We start from the raw sequence: 17953 nt of genomic DNA, 5'->3' as shown, positions 1-17953 counted from the left end.
TTTCTAGTAATTCTCGAGTGGAACGTCAGTACCACGAAATGCCTCGCGTCCAGCCCAGGCTGCCGGGAGTCGACGCTGCCGAACGGTGCGAACCCCGCACCCGTGTGCAGGAACCGGACACTACCCCGTCCGAAACAGTGCAGGACGTCGACCAGAAGTCTGGCGTCCGTCGATAAGGAATTCGATTCGTGCCAGACATGCGCCCTTCATACCCCACACGCCAACGCCGCACCTTGCCTTTTCCGCTGCCCCCATCTGTCAGCGAGCCTGCCGTCCGTCCCATCTCCCTTCAGCGTTCCGGCTGAAACCCAGCATTAATTTGCTGCAGTGCCCGATATTTTTTTCGTTTCAATGGCTGTCGCTTTTATAGCGATCCGGTCGCCACTTTTTATTGTCCTTTTTCGGCACAGATGCGCCCGCGCAAATAACGTTTTAAATAACGAGCAGGAGGGATCGCTGTTGATCCACACACACTTAAAGGATCAGTGATCATTTTCAGAAAGTGTGCGCCATTGTTAACAACCCTTCACCCTATGACTGACAAGTCACACTTTCAGGACTTACCACAATGACCACCTAAGCACTCACGCACCAACTTGCACCCACTTACTCAAGTTTGGTGCAACGCACTTCTGATTCAATCGGAACAGGTCACCTTGCAAACCCGCGGTGGACCTGTGTGGATAGGTTCGCCCCATGGTTCGGCAACTTGCCCTGCTTCCATAGAGCGAACAGGCCCACCTCTGACGAAATTCGCTAAAAAGTTACAGGAATGCGACATCGTCCCTGTACAAGCCAGAAACCGCTGGCTAGAGCCCTTGACTGGCATAGCGGTTGCAATAGCGATGTTCGTTAGCCAGTGACGCTGAAACAAAGACGTACTTCTTCGTACTCAACAAGCAATCAGGGAACTGCAATGTCGCCTCCATAGCTCACGCAGTCACAGCACTTATAAGAGTGGTTCTTTAGAGACCTGCTCTCCCAGGCCTCGTGCTTGCGACAGCACGGACGTCAACTTCAAACAGGGCAACTTGTTTGAACGGACCCTTATTGCCCTTCAACGACCCGAGGGAGCTTTAATGAATGACGCGGTAAAAACGAAAGCCATACCTGACCCGGCGCCGGACGCACTGTCCATGGCCTGGCCGCGTATTCCTTTCAAGGAAAACACATCGCGCCCGGGTGAATTAAGCCGGTCGCACGTGTTGATATTGATTGCCGCCTCGGTCCTTATTCACGGCGCCCTCTGGTGGTATATGCAAACTGCCAAAGCCGACGTCCCGGAAGTTGCGCCGCAAGTGCCCGAGATGACCGTGGAACTGACCAGCCCGACACCGCCAACCCCGGAAACTCCACCTGAGCCACCGCCACCGCCGCCGCCTGAACCGCCACCGCCACCACCGCCGCCCCCTGAACCGGAGCAACCGGTCGAGGACCCCGACGCGGTCAAGCCGCCGCCGAAACCGGTGGAAAAGCCCGTCGAAAAACCGAAGGTCGAGAAGCCCAAGCCGGTGAAGAAACCCGAACCGGTGAAAAAGCCCACACCGCCCGCGCCGGCTGCACCCGCTGCGCCGAGCCCGCCTGCGCCCGCCGCACCTTCGCCCTCGCCCGCCCCACCGGCCCCGGCTGCTGCACCGGCGGCGCCGGCCAAGGAGTCGGCCGCGATTTCCGGGCTCGCCAGCCTGGGCAACCCGCCACCGGAATACCCCGGCGCGGCGCTGCGCAAGGGCATGGAAGGCCGGGTAATCCTGCGCATCAAGGTGCTGCCGAACGGCCGCGCCGGCACGGTCGAGGTGACCAAATCCAGCGGCAAGCAGGTGCTGGACGATGCGGCGGTGGAAACGGTGCGCAACTGGAAGTTTATTCCGGCCAAGCGCGGTGACACCCCGATCGAAGGCTTCGCGACGCAAACCATCGACTTCAAGCTGCCCGAATGAACCCGGTCAGCCCATCAACAACAACTCTTTATATAGCGGGTGAGGTGTAACCATGAACGAATCGATCTCTTCGATGATTGTCCCCGGCGTACTGTGGGCGCTGGTGGTGTTTTCGGTGCTGAGCTGGGGGCTGCTGCTGATCAAATCCGCACAGTACTTGCGCTTAAAGACCCAGAACAAACAGTTCGCCAAAGCCTTCTGGGCGGCGCCGGATCTGCTCACCGCTGCTGAGCACTCCAGCCAATACCCGGGCTCTCTGGCGCGCATTGCCAACAGCGGTTTCGAAGCCATGACGGTAGACGAGACGCCGCGCAACACCCAGCAGCTTGCCCATACCATCAACCGCTCCGACCGTCTGGAACGCAACCTGCGCCAGCAGATCCAGAAAGAACGCCGCGCCCTGGAAGCCGGTCAGGCCATTCTCGCCAGCATCGGCAGCACGGCGCCGTTCATCGGCCTGTTCGGGACGGTCTGGGGGATCATGGAAGCGTTGCAGAGCATCGGCGCCAGCGGCTCGGCCAGCCTGGAAACCGTGGCCGGCCCCATCGGTCACGCGCTGATTGCCACCGGTGTCGGTATCGCCGTCGCCGTGCCGGCGGTGCTGATCTACAACTTCTTCCTGCGTCGTCTCAAGCTCGCCGTCGCCGACATGGATGATTTCGCGCACGACTTCGACGCCCTCGCCCAGCGCAGCGCCTTCGCCATCAACCGTCAGGCCATCGCCAGCAAGCACAGCCAGGCTGTGCGGGAGGCGAGCTGATGTCGTTCTCCACCCAAGACAGCGATGAGGTGCTCAGCGAAATGAACGTCACGCCGCTGGTGGACGTGATGCTCGTGCTGCTGGTGGTGTTCATCGTCACCGCGCCGCTGATGACCAACGCGATCAAGGTCAACCTGCCGAAAACCGACGCCGTCGCCGCCGCCGACAAAAAAGACCCGGTGGTGGTCAGCGTCGACCAGGACGGCAAGTTCTACCTGGCCAAATCCGAAGTCGCGCCGGAATCCCTGGAGATCAGCCTCAAGGACGTCAAGGCCAAGGACCCGGAGGTGCGCGTGCAATTGCAGGCCGACACCAACGTCAACTACGGCCAGGTGGCCAAGGCGATGGCGTCCATCGAGCGCTCGGGCATCACCAAGATTTCAGTGATGACCTCGAAATGATTGGCCCATGACCCGCCGTTGATCTGCACTTGAAGCAGACGCCGCACCCGCTGCGGCGCTGCTCACCCTTCTCCCGATTCACCGCCGTCCGGGTTTTTGCCCCGGAGGGGAGCGGCTTGCTTGAAATAAGGAAATTCCCGACCGCTACCACCGCGTCGGAGCAACGAGGGCTCACAAGGCCATTTCAATAACATCTGGAATAAGTCGGAAACTACCATGCTGATGAGCTTTCCTGGTTTTACCCTCAAGCCCCTTGTTGTTGCCGTACAACGCCCCCCCCGTGCGCTGATTTGCGCACTGGCGGTCGGCATGAGCCCGGCCTATGGCGCCGACAGCACGGACAGCGCAGCCGAGGCCGCGACCGGCAGTGAAGCCGCCGTGCCCGCTGCGGCGGTGGCTGCCGCGCCGGCGACCACCCAGCTCAAACGGGTGGAAGTGACCGGTTCGGCCGTGCGCCGGGCCGATGCGGAAACTGCCGTGCCGGTGACCATCCTGCGCGCCGACGAGCTGAAGAAACAGGGCGTGACCACCACCGAACAGATGGTCCAGCGCATCACCGGCAGCCAGTCGATGATGAACAGCGCAGGCTCGGTCGGCGCGTCCACCGGTGGCGCTTCCTATGCCGACATGCGCGGCATCGGCGCCAACAAAACCCTGATCCTGCTCAACGGCCGCCGTCTGGCCAACAACGCCTTGTCCGGCGTCGGCACGCCCAACGGCAGCGCCATCGACCTGAACATGATTCCGTTCGCCGCCATCGACCGCATCGAAGTGCTGCGCGACGGTGCCTCGGCGCTGTACGGCACCGACGCCATCGGCGGCGTGATCAACTTCATCACCAAGAAGTCGCTGACCGACGGCACCCTGAGCCTCGGCGGCGACACCCCGACGGCCAGGTGGCGGCGCCAGCAAGGACGTCAGCGCCAGCTGGGGTTTCGGTGATCTGGACGAAGACCGCTTCAACGTCATGGGCGTGTTCAACTACAACAAACAGCAGAACCTCGACGCCAACGACCGCTCTTTCGACAAGGATTACGTCCCGGGCCGCGGTCTCAACCAGACCTCGGGCACCGCTTACCCCGGCAACTACTACCAGGGCAATAACAGCAGCAACCCCCTCGCGCCCAACTGCGCCGGACCGGGCCTGGTGAGCGTGAACGGGCTGTGCCGGTTCAGCACCCGCGATTACATCGACCTGGTGCCGCAGACCGAGAAGACCTCGTTCTTCGGTCGCGCCACCGGCAAGCTGGCCGAAGACCACAACGTCAGCCTCGAATACTTCTTCGCCCGCAACAACAACGCCACCAGCATCGGCCCGGCGCCGTTGACCGGCCTGAGCATCGACCCGTCCTCCCCGTATTACCCCGGCAACGGCATTACCCCCGGCCCGAACAACTTCGCCCTCGACCCGACCCAGCCGGTGGACACCGCCTGGCGTGAAACGGCCGCCGGCCCCCGTGGCAGCAAGGACCAGAACACCAACCAGCGCCTGTTGCTGACCTTCGACGGCACCGTCGGCGGCTGGGATTACAACCTGGGCGCCAACTACAACCAGAGCAAGGTCGTTTCCAGCGTGACATCGGGTTACGCCAGCGACGCCGCCCTCAAGGCGGGCCTGGCCAGCGGCCTGCTCAACCCGTTCGGCCCGCAATCGGCGGCGGGTCAGCAGTACATCGACGATGCGGCGTACCACGGCGAATACTCCACCGCCGTCGGCCGCGTTTATGGCGTGGACGGACGTATCAGCCGCGAGATCGGCAACTGGTTCGGTGCCGGCGAATCCGGTCTGGCGCTGGGCGGCGAATACCGCAAGGAAAAACTGCACCAGGATTACGAGGACTTCGTCGACGACATCAACAGCCTGGGCCTCGATTCAGCAGGCTCGGTGTCCGGCGATCGCAGCGTCAAGGCCGAATACGCCGAGCTGAACGTCCCAGTCATCGACAGCCTGGAACTGACCGCCGCCGTGCGCCACGACAAATACAGCGACTTCGGCAGCACCACCAACCCGAAATACTCGTTCCGCTTCCAGCCGTTCAAAGAGCTGGTCATGCGCGGCGCGTACAGCGAAGGTTTCCGTGCGCCGTCGCTGTACGAGCTGTACGCCCCGCAGAGCCTGGCCTACAGCCAGGGTTACTACGATGATCCGACCCTTTGCGCCGGCGGTACCGTGCAACCGGGCGGTCAGGCGGGTCGCGACTGTAATCAGCAGTTCCTCAACCGCAGCGGCGGCAACGCGAGCCTGTCCCCGGAGAAAGCCCGCAACGTCACCTTGGGCTTCGTGTATCAGCCGATGAACAACCTCTCCATGGGCCTGGATTTCTGGTGGATTCACATCTCCAACCAGATCCAGTCGTTCCCGGAATCCACCGTGTTCGACCAATCGGACCTGTACGGCGATCGCATCATCCGCAACGCCGACGGCTCCATCGCCAACATCGTGACCGGCAACTCCAACCTGGGCATCGTCAAGACCAACGGTGTCGACGTGACCCTGGACTACCGCTTCCCGAACACGCCGTATGGCCAGTTCGGTCTGGGGCTGACCGGGACCTACGTCAACCGCTACGACTTCCAGAACATCATCGACGGTCCGTACACCGACAAGGTCGGCGACTTCCAGGGTGATGGCGTGATTGCGCGCTGGAAACACGTGCTGATCGGCAGCTGGACTCTCGGCGACAGCCGTGCCTCCCTGACCAACCGCTTCACCAGCGGCTACAACGACTACGACCGCAGCACCAACGGCACCGTGCCGTCGTATTCGCTGTGGGACCTGTCGGTGGGCCATACCTTCGAGAAGGTGCTGGACGTCGATGCCGGCGTGCGCAACCTGTTCGACCGCGACCCGCCGTTCACCAACCAGGCCTACAACTTCCAGTCCGGCTACGACCCTCGTTACGCCGATCCACTGGGCCGCACGCTGTTCGCGCGGGCGACGTATCACTTCTAAGCATCACCACCCGACGCGCTAATGCTCCGGCGCGTCGGGCGGCTTCTGCGCAATCGCGCCCCCTGACCCGGCCTCGTCCACGGGAACGGGTCAGGGGATTTTTCGCGGCGCCACTGATGCCTCGACTTGCTCTCAAGGATTGTCCGCCCATGTGCCCCCCTCCTCTTTCATTGCCACGCCTGTTGCCGGGCGTGGCATTGCTGTACACGGTGCTGTTTTTTACCTCGCTGCTGTTTGGCATGCCTCAGGTCTTTGCCGCGCCGGTGCATGCGCTGACCGTCTATGGCGAAGCGCCGAAATACGCCGCTGATTTCCAGCACTTCGATTACGTCGACCCCGACGCGCCCAAAGGCGGTTCCATGAGCCGCGCGTCCGAGGAGATCGGCCAGTTCAACTACCTCACGCCCTATGTCGACCAGGGGATTTCCGTGAGCCAGATCGATTCCTGGGTGTACGCGCCACTGGCCTACCGCTCACTGGACGAGCCCTACACGGTGTACGGGCTGGTCGCCGAGAAGATGGAACGCGATCCCGACAATCTGTGGGTGCGCTTTTACCTCAACCCCAAGGCGCGCTTCGATGACGGCACGCCGATCACCGCCGAAGACGTGCGCTACACCTGGCAAACCCTGATCACGCAGGGCAGCTTCAGCTATCGACCGCTCTACGCCGACGTCAAGGACGCGGTCATCGAAGCGCCGGGGCAGATCCGCTTCGATTTCAAGACCGGCACCAACCGCACCCTGGCACTGGACCTGGCCAGCCTGCGCATCCTGCCCGAGCACTGGTGGAAGACCCGCGACTTCACCAAGGGCGGCGGCTTCGAACCGCCGCTGGGCAGCGGGCCGTACCGCGTTTCGCGGGTCGACGCCGGGCGCAGCGTCAGTTTCGAGCGGGTCAAGGACTGGTGGGGCGAAGACCTGCCGGTCAGCCGTGGGCTCTACAATTTCGACGCGCTGACGGTGAATTTCTATGGCGATGTCGACGTGGCCCGTCAGCTGGTCCAGGCCGGCAACTTCGACTACAACCGCGAGTTCTCCTCGGCCGGCTATGTCGTCGGCTACACCACGCCGAGCCTGCAGGACGGCCGCCTGCAAAAGACCATTCTGGCCAAGCGCCGCCCGGTGGCCGGTCAGGGCTTCGTGTTCAATCTCGACAAACCGATGTTCCAGGACCGACGTGTCCGTGAAGCCCTGGCGATGCTCTGGGATTTCGAATGGGTCAACGGCCAGATCATGCGCAACTTCTATGTGCGCGAACAAACCTATTTCCCGAAGAGCGAGATGGCGGCCACCGAGCTGCCTGACGCCCAGGAGCTGAGCATTCTCGAGCCCCTGCGCGGCCAGGTGCCGGATGAAGTCTTCGATCAAGTCTGGCGCGCACCGAAGACTGACGGCAGCGGCTACATCCGCGACAAGCAGCTCAAGGCCCTGAAGCTGTTGGCAGATGCCGGCTGGCACGCGAAAAACAACCGGCTGGTGAACGCCGCCGGTCAGCCGCTGGAGTTTTCCTTCCTCGACGGCCAAGGCGGTTTCGAGCGGCTGGTGCTGCCATACAAGCGCGTGCTGGCGCAGATCGGCATCACCCTGAATTTTCGTCGCGTGGACTCGGCGCAGTACATGAACCGATTGAACGCGCGGGACTACGACATGATCGTGGTCACCCTGCCCAGCAACGGCAATCCGATCCTCTCTCCCGGCCGCGAGCTGTACAACCTGTTCGGCTCGCAGAGCGCCCGGCAGGTCGGCAGCTCCAACGCCATGGTGCTGCGCAATCCGGCGGTCGACCGCCTGATCGACGGCCTGGTCGCGTCCAATAACCGCAACGACATGCTGCACTACGCGCGGGCGCTGGATCGGGTCCTGCTCTGGGGTTTCTACATGATTCCGAATTACTACTCCCAAGGCACGCCGGTGGTGTTTGCCAACCGTTTTGGCAAGCCGGCGATCGAGCCGATCTACGACGTCGGCCTGGAAAGCTGGTGGGAAGTCAGCCGAGTGCCACTGACCGATGCGCAGATGGCTGCGCAAATGGCTGCGCGTCTGGCGCCACAAAGCAGCGTGACGAAAATGCATCCTGCGCCAACCACGGAGGGCCAGTGACATGCTCGCCTACACCCTGCGTCGCCTGTTGCTGATCATCCCCACGCTGCTGTGCATTCTGGTGGTCAATTTTCTCATCGTGCAAGCAGCGCCGGGCGGTCCCGTCGAACAAGCCATCGCCCGGGTTCAGGGCATGGCCCCGACGGGCGGGATTGGTGGCGGTGGGGGCGAAGTTGCGGCCACCGGCGGCATCAGCCGGGGCGCCCAAGGCCTGGACCCTGAACTGGTGGAAGCGATCAAGCACCAATACGGTTTCGACAAGCCGCTGCACGAGCGCCTGTGGCTGATGCTCACCCACTACGCGCAGCTGGATTTCGGTAGCAGCTTTTTTCGCGGCGCCACGGTGACCGGGCTGATTCTGCAAAAGCTGCCGGTGACGCTATCCCTCGGGCTCTGGGCAACTCTGATCACGTACCTGATCTCGATCCCGCTGGGCATCCGCAAGGCCGTGCTGCATGGCAGCCGCTTCGATGTCTGGAGCAGCACGGTGATCATCATCGGCTACGCCATCCCGGCGTTTCTGTTCGCCATTCTGCTGATCGTGGTGTTTGCCGGCGGCAGCTACTGGAGCTGGTTTCCGGCCCAGGGCCTGTTCTCGGACGACTTCGACAGTCTCTCGCCGCTGGGCAAGTTGCGCGATTACCTGTGGCATCTGGTGTTGCCGGTCAGCGCGCTGGTCATCGGCGGCTTCGCGACGCTGACGATCCTCACTAAAAACAGCTTCCTCAACGAGATCGGCCGCCAGTACGTGGTCACCGCCCGGGCCAAGGGCCTCAGCGAGCAGCGCGTGCTCTACGGCCACGTGTTCCGCAACGCCATGCTGCTGGTGGTGGCGGGCATTCCCCAGGCGCTGATCGAGGTGTTCTTCGCCGGCTCGCTGCTGATCGAAACCATCTTCGGCCTCGATGGCATCGGCCGGATGAGCTACGAAGCGGCCGTCTCCCGGGATTACCCGGTGGTCTTCGGCACGCTGTTCCTGTTCACCCTGTTCGGCCTGTTGATCAAGCTGGTGGGCGACCTGTGCTACACGCTCGTCGACCCGCGCATCGATTTTTCCGCGAGGAGCGCCTGATGTTCGAGTTTTCCCCGCAAAACCAGCGCCGTGTCGCCAACTTCAAGGCCAACCGTCGCGGCTGGTGGTCGCTGTGGCTGTTCGTTGCGTTGCTGGTCATCTGCCTGTGCGGCGAACTGATCGCCAACGACAAGCCGTTGATCGTCCGCTATCAGGGCGAGCTGTACTTCCCGGCCCTGCATCAGTATCTCGAAACCGACTTCGGCGGCGAGCTGCCTTTCGAGCCGGACTATTCCAGCGACTACGTGCGCAAACTGATCGCCGACAGGGGCGGCTGGATGCTCTTCGCGCCGATCCCCTTCAGCTACGACACGGTCAATTACGAACTGCGCGAGCCCTCCCCCAGCCCGCCCAGCGCGCGCAACTGGCTGGGCACCGACGACCAGGCGCGGGACGTCATGGCGCGGGTGCTGTTCGGCACCCGCGTATCGATACTCTTCGCGTTGGCGCTGACCGCCATCAGCACGGTGATCGGCGTGTTCGCCGGAGCGATTCAGGGCTATTACGGCGGGCTGGCGGATTTGATCGGCCAGCGCTTGCAGGAAGTCTGGTCGGGGCTGCCGGTGCTGTATCTGTTGATCATTCTGTCGGGTTTCGTCGAGCCGGATTTCTGGTGGCTGCTGGGGATCATGTCACTGTTTTCCTGGCTGGCGCTGGTCGACGTGGTCCGTGCCGAGTTCCTGCGCGGGCGCAATCTGGAATACGTCAAAGCCGCTCGCGCCCTGGGTCTCAGCGACGGCGCGCTGATGTGGCGGCACATTCTGCCCAATGCCATGACCAGCACCCTCACCTACCTGCCGTTCATCGTCACCGGCGCCATCGCCACACTGACCGCGCTGGATTTCCTCGGCTTCGGCATGCCCGCTGAAAGCGCGTCCCTGGGCGAACTGATCGGCCAGGCCAAACGCAACTTGCAGGCGCCGTGGCTGGGCGTCACGGCGTTCTGCGCCCTGGCGTTGATCCTCACGCTACTGGTGTTCATCGGCGAAGCCTGCCGTGACGCTTTCGATCCCCGAACTTGAGCGCTGCCATGACTGACCCTCTGATCCAGATCCGCAACCTGCGCGTGGCCTTCAACGGCACCGAAGTCGTGCACGGCATCGACCTCGACATCCAGCCCGGCGAATGCCTGGCGCTGGTCGGCGAGTCCGGGTCGGGCAAATCGGTGACCGCGCATTCGATCCTGCGCCTGCTGCCGGCCAAGTCCGTGAGCACCCAGGGCAGCATTCGCTACAAGGGCGTCGATCTGCTTAAAGCCAGCGACAAAGCACTGCGGGGGCTGCGCGGCAACCGCATCGCCATGATCTTTCAGGAGCCGATGACCTCGCTGAACCCGCTGCACAGCGTGGAGAAACAGATCGGCGAAATCCTCGCCCTGCACAAGGGCCTCAAGGGCAAGGCCGCCCGCGAGCGCACCCTGGAGTTGCTCGGTCTGGTGGGCATTCAAAACCCGCCGCAGCGGCTTAAGGCCCTGCCCCATCAACTGTCCGGCGGCCAGCGCCAGCGGGTGATGATCGCCATGGCCCTGGCCAACGAACCCGAACTGCTGATCGCCGACGAGCCCACCACTGCGCTGGACGTCACGGTGCAGCTGAAGATTCTGGAGCTGCTCAAATCCCTGCAACAACGGTTGGGCATGTCGCTGCTGCTGATCAGCCATGACCTCAATCTGGTCCGGCGCGTTGCCCAGCGTGTCTGCGTGATGCGCGCCGGGGAAATCGTCGAGCAGGCCGAGTGCCAGACGCTGTTCGCCGATCCGCAACACCCCTACAGCCGCCTGCTGATCAATGCCGAACCCGACGGCGAACCGGTGCCCGGCGAGCACACCCAGAGGCTGCTGTCGGTGGACGCGCTGAAGGTCTGGTTTCCGTTGCCCAAACCGTTGTTGCGGCGCGAGCGGCAGTACATCAAGGCGGTGGATGGGGTGAGTTTCGAGCTGTTGAAGGGCCAGACCCTGGGCATCGTCGGCGAATCCGGCTCGGGCAAATCGACCCTGGGTCAGGCGATCCTGCGGCTGATCGATTCCGAAGGCAGCATCCGCTTCGGCAACAAGGAACTGAGCCTGCGCAGCCAGCAACTGATGCGGCCCTTGCGCAAGCGCATTCAGGTGGTGTTTCAGGACCCGTTCGGCAGCCTGAGCCCCCGCATGACGGTGCAGCAGATCATCGCCGAAGGGTTGCTGACCCACGGCATCGGCACCCCGGCCGAGCGTGAAGAGACAGTGATTCGCGTGCTCGGCGAAGTCGGTCTGGACCCGGCCAGCCGCCATCGTTACCCCCACGAATTCTCCGGCGGTCAGCGCCAGCGCGTGGCCATTGCCCGGGCGCTGGTGCTGGAACCGGAGCTGATCCTGCTCGACGAACCCACCTCGGCGCTGGATCGTACCGTGCAAAAGCAGATCGTGGCCTTGCTGCGGGATCTGCAGATTCGCCACGGCCTCAGCTATCTGTTCATCAGCCACGACCTGGCCGTGGTTCACGCCCTGGCCCACGACGTGCTGGTGATCAAGGACGGCAAAGTGGTCGAGCAAGGCGCGGCGCGGGAGATCTTCGGCAACCCGCGCCAGCCCTACACCCAGGAACTGTTGCGCGCCTCCGGGCTGGATTTCGGCGGACGGGCATGAGCCGACATACCTGGCGACACCTACTATAATGCCCGGCCACGGCGTATCATCCCGCCCCCTCGATTTCTTGCTCTGGTGCCTGTCATGACTGCCCTTCCGCTCACCTCCGAACGCCGCGGCTGGTCGTTCTGGTGGAAACCCCTGGCCTTCCTGCTGGTGGCCGCCATCGGCTTGTACTACGTCAAGTGGTCGCCGTATTACCTGAAGTCCTTCATCGCCGCCGACACCCACACCATCGGCGGCTCGATCATCAACGACAACCCGGCCACGCCGTGGGCAGCCGCGCTGGCCTACGCCCAGGTCTATTTTCTGGCCATCTGGAAGGCCGCCGTGCTGGCAGTCATCCTCGGCTCGCTGCTACAGGTGCTGATCCCCCGGGACTGGCTGCTGAAAATGTTCGGCCGTGCCGGGCTGGGTTCGACGATTCGCGGCGGCCTGTTCGCCCTGCCGGGCATGATGTGCAGCTGCTGCGCAGCGCCCGTGGCTGCGGGCTTGCGCAAGCAGAACGTCTCGGTGGGCGCGGCATTGGCCTTCTGGATCGCCAACCCGGTGCTCAATCCGGCCACGCTGGTGTTCATGGGCTTCGTGCTGGGCTGGGGTTTTACGGCCCTGCGACTGGTGGCGGGCCTGGTGCTGGTGATCGGTGTTTCCCTGATTGCGCAACGCATTTCTCGCCCGGAAGTGTTGCCAGAGCAGGCGCTGGAAGCCGTGGCCAACGCCGAAATGCCGGACGAAGGCAGCTTGCTGGTGCGATGGGGCAAGACGATTTGGCAGTTGTTCTGGACGACCATCCCGATTTACGTCATCGCCGTGCTGATTCTGGGCGCCGCGCGGGTCTGGCTGTTCCCTCACGTGGACGGCGCGATGGGCAACAGCCTGTTGTGGCTGGTGCCGCTGGCGATCGTCGGCACGCTGTTTGTGATCCCGACGGCTGCTGAAATTCCGATCGTGCAAACGCTGCTGGCTTTGGGGCTGGGCACTGCGCCGGCGGTGGCGTTGCTGATGACGCTGCCGAGCGTGAGCCTGCCGTCGCTGCTGATGCTGCGTAAATCCTTCGACGCCAAGGTGCTGGTGATCGTGGGGGTGCTGACCATGCTGGTCGGGGTCCTGAGTGGCCTGGTCGGGGCCGCTCTGTTGTAAGGCCAGGATCAAGATCTCGAGATCAAGATCAAGATCAAGATCAAGATCTACAGCGGCTCTGCCTAACGGCAGAGCATTTCGCCTTCGGCGAGTTACTTGGAAAAGCACCCCAAGTAACCAAGGGTGCTTGCTCCTGGTTGGGTCCCTCCTCCGTCGGGATTCCCTCACTTCGACGACGCTCCGTGGGCCCGCGCCGAACGGACATCCATGTCCTGACGGCGCTCTCGCCGCATCCATGCGGCTCGGCCCACTGCGCGTCGTCTGCGTTCGGCCTGCACCCAAGTCGCGATGGGTGTCGTCTGGGCTAGCTGTGTATGAAGATCAAGATCAAGAGCTTCCCGGCTAAAGCCGGTCCTACAGTCGGCGCCCATCCCGCTGGATGCATGCGATTTCTGAGTAGGACCGGCTTTAGCCGGGAAGAGGCCCATACACCAACAATTTTGCTGATGACACCCTACCTGTGGGAGCGAGCTTGCTCGCGAATGCTTTACCTCAGAGATCAGATATCCGCTGGATGTACCGACCCCTTCGTGAGCAAGCTCACTCCCACAAGTCCGTTCCCGTGACCTGCCGTTGATCTGCTTTTGATCTGCTTTTGATCTGCTTTTGATCTGCTTTTGATCTTCATACGCAAAAAGCCCAGTCACCGCCAGTCGCGACTTGGGTGCAGGCTGAACGCAGGTCTCGCGCGGTGGGTCGAGCCGCATGGATGCGGCGAGAGCGCCGTCAGGGCATGGATGCCCGTTCGGCGCGGGCCCACGGAGCGGGACCGGAGTGAGGGAACCCGACGCAGGAGGGCCAAACCAGGAGCAGGCACCCTTGGTTACTTGGGGTGCTTTTCCAAGTAACTCGCCGAAGGCGAAACAGTCTGCCCCCAGGCAGACGCTCTTGATCTTGAGGATCTTGATCCGGTTTCAGCAGCAACGCCTTAATAGCCCGCCAAACCCCCTCTCAAATCGCACCACATATGCACCTTTGAAACATACCCCTCGCCCACCGCCACCGCATACGGCTCCACGCCAAACACCTCAAACCCCATCCGCTCATAAAGGCCCTGGGCGCTGCGATTGCCCTGCGTAAACGTCAACTGAACAAGCAACAGCTGCGACTGGCCCCGTGCATGATCCAGCACGCCTGCAACCAAATCCCGCCCGAGACCCTCGCCGCGATGGGCGTGCGGAACATACATCCCGAACAGCGTAGATTTATGACGGGCCTTCTTTCTGCTTTCAACGGAAAGACCGGCGACCCCCAACAGATGGCCCCCATCAACAGCGCCAAACACCACGTCCGCCACCTCAGAACCCGTTGCCAGCCGCTTCTCCCACCAAGCGATCGGCAGCGCTTCGCGCTCGCTGACATCGGAGGTAAACGCGTCAGGGTGCAGACGGTAAGCGTCGAGCATCAGCGCTCGATAAGCTGCGGCATGGTCAGGGGTCAGTCGCTTGATCGTCGTGGTCATCTCGGTTTCACTCCCGTAATCCCTTCGCTGCCGTCAATAACCCGCGAAATCTCTGATAACGCACCTGCAACGCACCCTGCACTTCCGGCATCGGCTGATAGCGCGCCTTCACCGGCATTCCCTGTTTCAACAGCTCAGCCCCTTCCCCGATCGACAAAAACCCAAGCTTTGCCGCGCCGATGCACGCGCTGAGTTCGCTGCCGTGCAGCGTGTACACCTCGCGATCCAGAATATTGGCCAGCAACTGCGCCCAGTATTCGCTGCGAGCGCCGCCGCCCACCAAGGCGCAGGCGTTGACCGTAGCGCCGGCCGACAGCGTGGCGTTCATCGCGTCCAGCAGCCCGAAACCGACGCCTTCAAGCACCGCGTAACCCAACATCGCGGGCGTGCTGTCATGGCCCAGGCTCATGAACCCACCGCGCAACAGCGGGTCGTTGTGGGGCGTGCGCTCACCGGCGAGGTACGGCAGAAACAGCGGATTTGAAATCGCCACCGGCTGATCGACCGGCAACGCAGCGTGAACCTGATCGAGCAAGGATTGCTCACTGGCCTGACCCAACAATCGGGTGACCCAGCGCAGGCAACTCGCTCCGGCCAGCATCGCCCCCATCGTGTACCAGCGCTGCGGCAGTGCGTGGCAAAAGCTGTGCACGGCGCTGGCCGGATTGCCCGCCGGATGATCGGTGATCGCGACGATGGCCGCGCTGGTGCCGAGGGTGACGAACGCATCGCCTGCGTTGATCGCGCCGATGCCTACCGCGGAAACCGGGTTGTCACCCCCGCCTGCGGCCACGGGCAGACCCAACGGCAAACCCAGCGCATCCGCCGCCTCAGCGCTCAGCCCGGCAGACAATTGATCGGCTTCCAGCAACCGGGGCATCTGCTCGACCGTCAGCCCGGTGGCATGGAGCATCGGCGCATACCATTGGCGCTTCGCCACATCCAGCCACAAGGTGCCGGCGGCGTCGGACATGTCACTGATCTGTTCGCCGGTCAGCAACAAACGAAGGTAATCCTTCGGCGACAACACGCTGGCGATGCGCGCAAACAGCTGCGGTTCGTCCTGCCGCATCCACAACAGCTTCGGCGCGGTAAGCCCGGCCATGGCCAGGCTGCCGGTGACCTCGGCGTACTCCGGCAAATCTTCGTTAAGCTGCGACGCCTGCTGCACGGCGCGGGAGTCGTCCCAGAGAATCGCCGGATACAGCACCTGCTCGGCCGCATCCAGCAGAACCGCGCCGTGCATCTGCCCCGACAAACCGATGCAGCCGATCCGCGCCCATGCCTGAGGATCGCTTGTCCGCAACTGCCCGAGGGCTGACAGGCAGGCCTGCCACCAATCAGCGGGGTTCTGCTCCGACCAGCCCGATTGCCGCCGACTGACTTCCACGCGCGCACCGGCCTGGGCCAGCACCTCGCCGTCGGCATCCAGCAAAATGGCCTTGAGTTCGGACGTGCCGAGGTCGATGCCCAGGGAAACAAGCTGATTCATGAAAATCCGGTTCCTGAAATATTCGGTGCCTGGCAGCGGCCCCTCAAGGGCATCCACACGAATTACGAATGCGTAGCGTCGGCGCCAGTCGCTCCGACACTCGTTTACCCTCGGGTGCATCGATGCGCTGCAGCAGCAACTGCACCGCGCGCGCGCCCAGGGCTTGCACCGGCTGAGCGATCACGCTCAAGCGCGGCAGGAAAAAATCCGCCCAGTCAAAATCATCGAAACCCACCAGCGCCATCTGCCCCGGCACCTCGATAGTGGCGTCGCGCAGCGCGTGCATGGCGCCGATGGTCATCAGGTTGTTCGCCGCCAGAATCGCCGTGGGCGGCGGGTCCAGGTGCAACAGTGCTGAAGTGGCGACCCGCGCGGATTCGCTGTTCGACTCACCGTCGATCAACAACTGCGGGTCCCACGGCACATCAGCTTCACTGAGCGCCTGCCGGTAACCCTCGATGCGCTCCTCCGTGGTGCTCAGCCCACGATGGCCGGCGATCATGCCGATGCGCCGATGACCGTGGCCGATCAAGTGCGTCACCAACGCAGCGGTGGACTGGCGATTCTCGACGCCGACCTGATCGAAACCCTCAACCGCCATGCGGTCCACCAGCACGCTGGGAATGGCGTTGTTACGCAAGTAAGTCAACGCTGCCTGCTGCGGATCGCTCGACGGCGCAAGCAGAATGCCGTCCACCCGCCGATGGTGCAGCGCCTGAACCACCTGCAGTTCCTGGGCGGGATCGTCATGGGTGTCGACGAACAACATCATGATGCCGTGGCGCGCACATTCGGTTTCGATGGCGTGCACCGTCTCGCTGAAATAGTGGTTCGACAGCGCCGAGATCGCCACGCCGATGGTGTGGGTGCGCGAACGGGCCAGCGAGCGCGCCAGGGTATTGGGGATGTAGCCCAAGTCCTGAACCGCTCGCTGCACCGCTTCAATCGTTTTGGCGCTGACCTTGCGCGTGCCGTTGAGCACGTGGGAGACGGTCGACGTCGATACCCGCGCCCGCTTCGCCACGTCTTCCATCTTGATCACTGCGCCGACTCCTTCAGGCCTGCGTCTCAGTGCTTGCTGGACCAGCCGCTGTAGGTACCCACGTTGTCGCGGGTGATCAGTTTCGGCGTCAGCTGGGTGACCGCTTCAGCCGGCTTTTTGTCGTTGAGCAGGTCGTTGCCGATGACCACCGCCTGCTGCGCCATCGCCCACGGATCCTGGCTGGCCGAGGCCTGAATCGAGGTGTCGGCCTTGAGCGCCTGCTCGATGTCCGGCGCGCCGTCCACCGACGTAATGATGATGCCGCTGCGTTTCAGTTGCTTGGCCGCCAGGTCACTGCCGATCGCCTGAGGGTCGTTGATTGCGAACAGACCGTCGATTTTCGGGAAGCGGGTCAGGTAACCCTGCATCGCATTCAGGCCACCTTCGCGAGAGCCTTTGGCGTCCTGATCGTCGGAGAGGATCTTGATGTCCGGCGCGGCGGCGAAGGCCGATTTACAGCCGGTGACGCGGTCGGTGACGGCGGTGACTTGCGGGCCGTTCTGGATGATCACGTTGCCCTTGCCCGACAGCTTGTCGACGATGAACTGGCAGGCGAGCTTGCCTGCTTCGACGTTGTCGGTCTGCACGGTGGCGTCGACGCCGGCGGCGCTCACGTCCACGGCCACGACCTTGATGCCGGCGGCCTGGGCCTTCTTGATCGCTGAAGCAATGGCTTTCGGGTCCACGGCGTTGATCAGGATCAGATCGACGCCCGACGCAATGAAGTTATCAATCTGCGAGAACTGCTTGCTCAGGTCGTAATCGGCGGAGACGGAGGTCACTTTGACAGCGGGGTTGAGCTCCATGGCCTTGGCCTTGGCGCCGTCGGCCAGGGTGACGAAATAGGGGTTGCCCAGGGAACCCAGGGTGATGCCGACGGATTTCAGCTCGCGGGCTTGAACGCCCTGGGACAGCAACGCGGCCAGGCACAGGGACACGACAGCGGGGAATTTGCGTTTGACGTTCATG

The 17953-nt window shown here is 63.0% G+C and carries 12 protein-coding genes and 1 pseudogene; 9 read left to right on the top strand and 4 right to left on the bottom strand.

Annotated elements, in window-relative coordinates:
* Positions 1 to 1079: 1079 nt before the first annotated feature.
* The 9 genes and pseudogenes from AC3ISG_RS10915 to AC3ISG_RS10875 all read left to right on the top strand — a co-directional run bounded on the left by AC3ISG_RS10915 (position 1080) and on the right by AC3ISG_RS10875 (position 12988).
* Entirely contained in the window at positions 1080 to 1937 is an 858-nt protein-coding gene (locus tag AC3ISG_RS10915) for an energy transducer TonB (protein WP_489299245.1), read from the top strand.
* A 52-nt stretch (positions 1938 to 1989) separates the two neighbouring features.
* Positions 1990 to 2697 (top strand): MotA/TolQ/ExbB proton channel family protein, encoded by a 708-nt coding sequence (locus AC3ISG_RS10910; RefSeq protein ID WP_122625422.1) that lies wholly within the window; start codon positions 1990 to 1992, stop codon positions 2695 to 2697.
* Entirely contained in the window at positions 2697 to 3098 is a 402-nt protein-coding gene (locus tag AC3ISG_RS10905) for an ExbD/TolR family protein (protein WP_172612470.1), read from the top strand. The genes AC3ISG_RS10910 and AC3ISG_RS10905 overlap by 1 nt, the downstream gene beginning before the upstream one ends.
* 116 nt (positions 3099 to 3214) lie before the next feature.
* Positions 3215 to 6051, top strand: a pseudogene (locus AC3ISG_RS10900) (TonB-dependent receptor).
* A 239-nt stretch (positions 6052 to 6290) separates the two neighbouring features.
* Entirely contained in the window at positions 6291 to 8153 is a 1863-nt protein-coding gene (locus AC3ISG_RS10895) for an extracellular solute-binding protein (RefSeq protein ID WP_489299500.1), read from the top strand.
* Between the two features lies 1 nt (position 8154).
* The gene (locus tag AC3ISG_RS10890) at positions 8155 to 9225 is read left to right on the top strand and encodes a microcin C ABC transporter permease YejB (protein ID WP_489299244.1); all 1071 of its coding nucleotides are present in this window, start codon (positions 8155 to 8157) and stop codon (positions 9223 to 9225) included.
* Positions 9225 to 10247, top strand: coding sequence for an ABC transporter permease (locus AC3ISG_RS10885; RefSeq protein WP_205483104.1), 1023 nt, complete (start codon positions 9225 to 9227; stop codon positions 10245 to 10247). Before AC3ISG_RS10890 ends, AC3ISG_RS10885 begins: the two co-directional genes overlap by 1 nt.
* An 8-nt stretch (positions 10248 to 10255) precedes the next feature.
* Positions 10256 to 11848 carry an ABC transporter ATP-binding protein gene (locus tag AC3ISG_RS10880; protein WP_489299243.1) on the top strand — a complete coding sequence of 531 codons (1593 nt, stop codon included), beginning with the start codon at positions 10256 to 10258 and terminating at the stop codon, positions 11846 to 11848.
* 84 nt (positions 11849 to 11932) lie between these two features.
* Positions 11933 to 12988, top strand: coding sequence for a permease (locus AC3ISG_RS10875; protein ID WP_489299242.1), 1056 nt, complete (start codon positions 11933 to 11935; stop codon positions 12986 to 12988).
* Between the two features lie 928 nt (positions 12989 to 13916).
* Here the strand turns inward: AC3ISG_RS10875 and AC3ISG_RS10870 are convergent.
* From AC3ISG_RS10870 to AC3ISG_RS10855, 4 genes are read right to left on the bottom strand one after another with little or no spacing between them, the layout of a single operon-like run.
* Entirely contained in the window at positions 13917 to 14450 is a 534-nt protein-coding gene (locus AC3ISG_RS10870) for a GNAT family N-acetyltransferase (RefSeq protein WP_489299241.1), read from the bottom strand.
* A 7-nt stretch (positions 14451 to 14457) separates the two neighbouring features.
* The gene (gene xylB / locus AC3ISG_RS10865) at positions 14458 to 15942 is read right to left on the bottom strand and encodes a xylulokinase (RefSeq protein ID WP_489299240.1); all 1485 of its coding nucleotides are present in this window, start codon (positions 15940 to 15942) and stop codon (positions 14458 to 14460) included.
* 43 nt (positions 15943 to 15985) lie between these two features.
* Complete coding sequence (locus AC3ISG_RS10860) at positions 15986 to 16984, bottom strand: LacI family DNA-binding transcriptional regulator (protein WP_489299239.1); 999 nt, start codon at positions 16982 to 16984, stop codon at positions 15986 to 15988.
* A 26-nt stretch (positions 16985 to 17010) separates the two neighbouring features.
* Positions 17011 to 17952: an ABC transporter substrate-binding protein gene (locus tag AC3ISG_RS10855; RefSeq protein WP_489299238.1), complete on the bottom strand. Its 942-nt coding sequence runs from the start codon at positions 17950 to 17952 to the stop codon at positions 17011 to 17013.
* Position 17953 lies beyond the last annotated feature (1 nt).

It is taken from the genome of Pseudomonas sp. GL_135 (assembly GCF_057834665.1).
The sequence above is the reverse complement of the archived record's forward strand: the minus strand, read 5'-3'. Positions and strand labels throughout refer to the sequence as shown.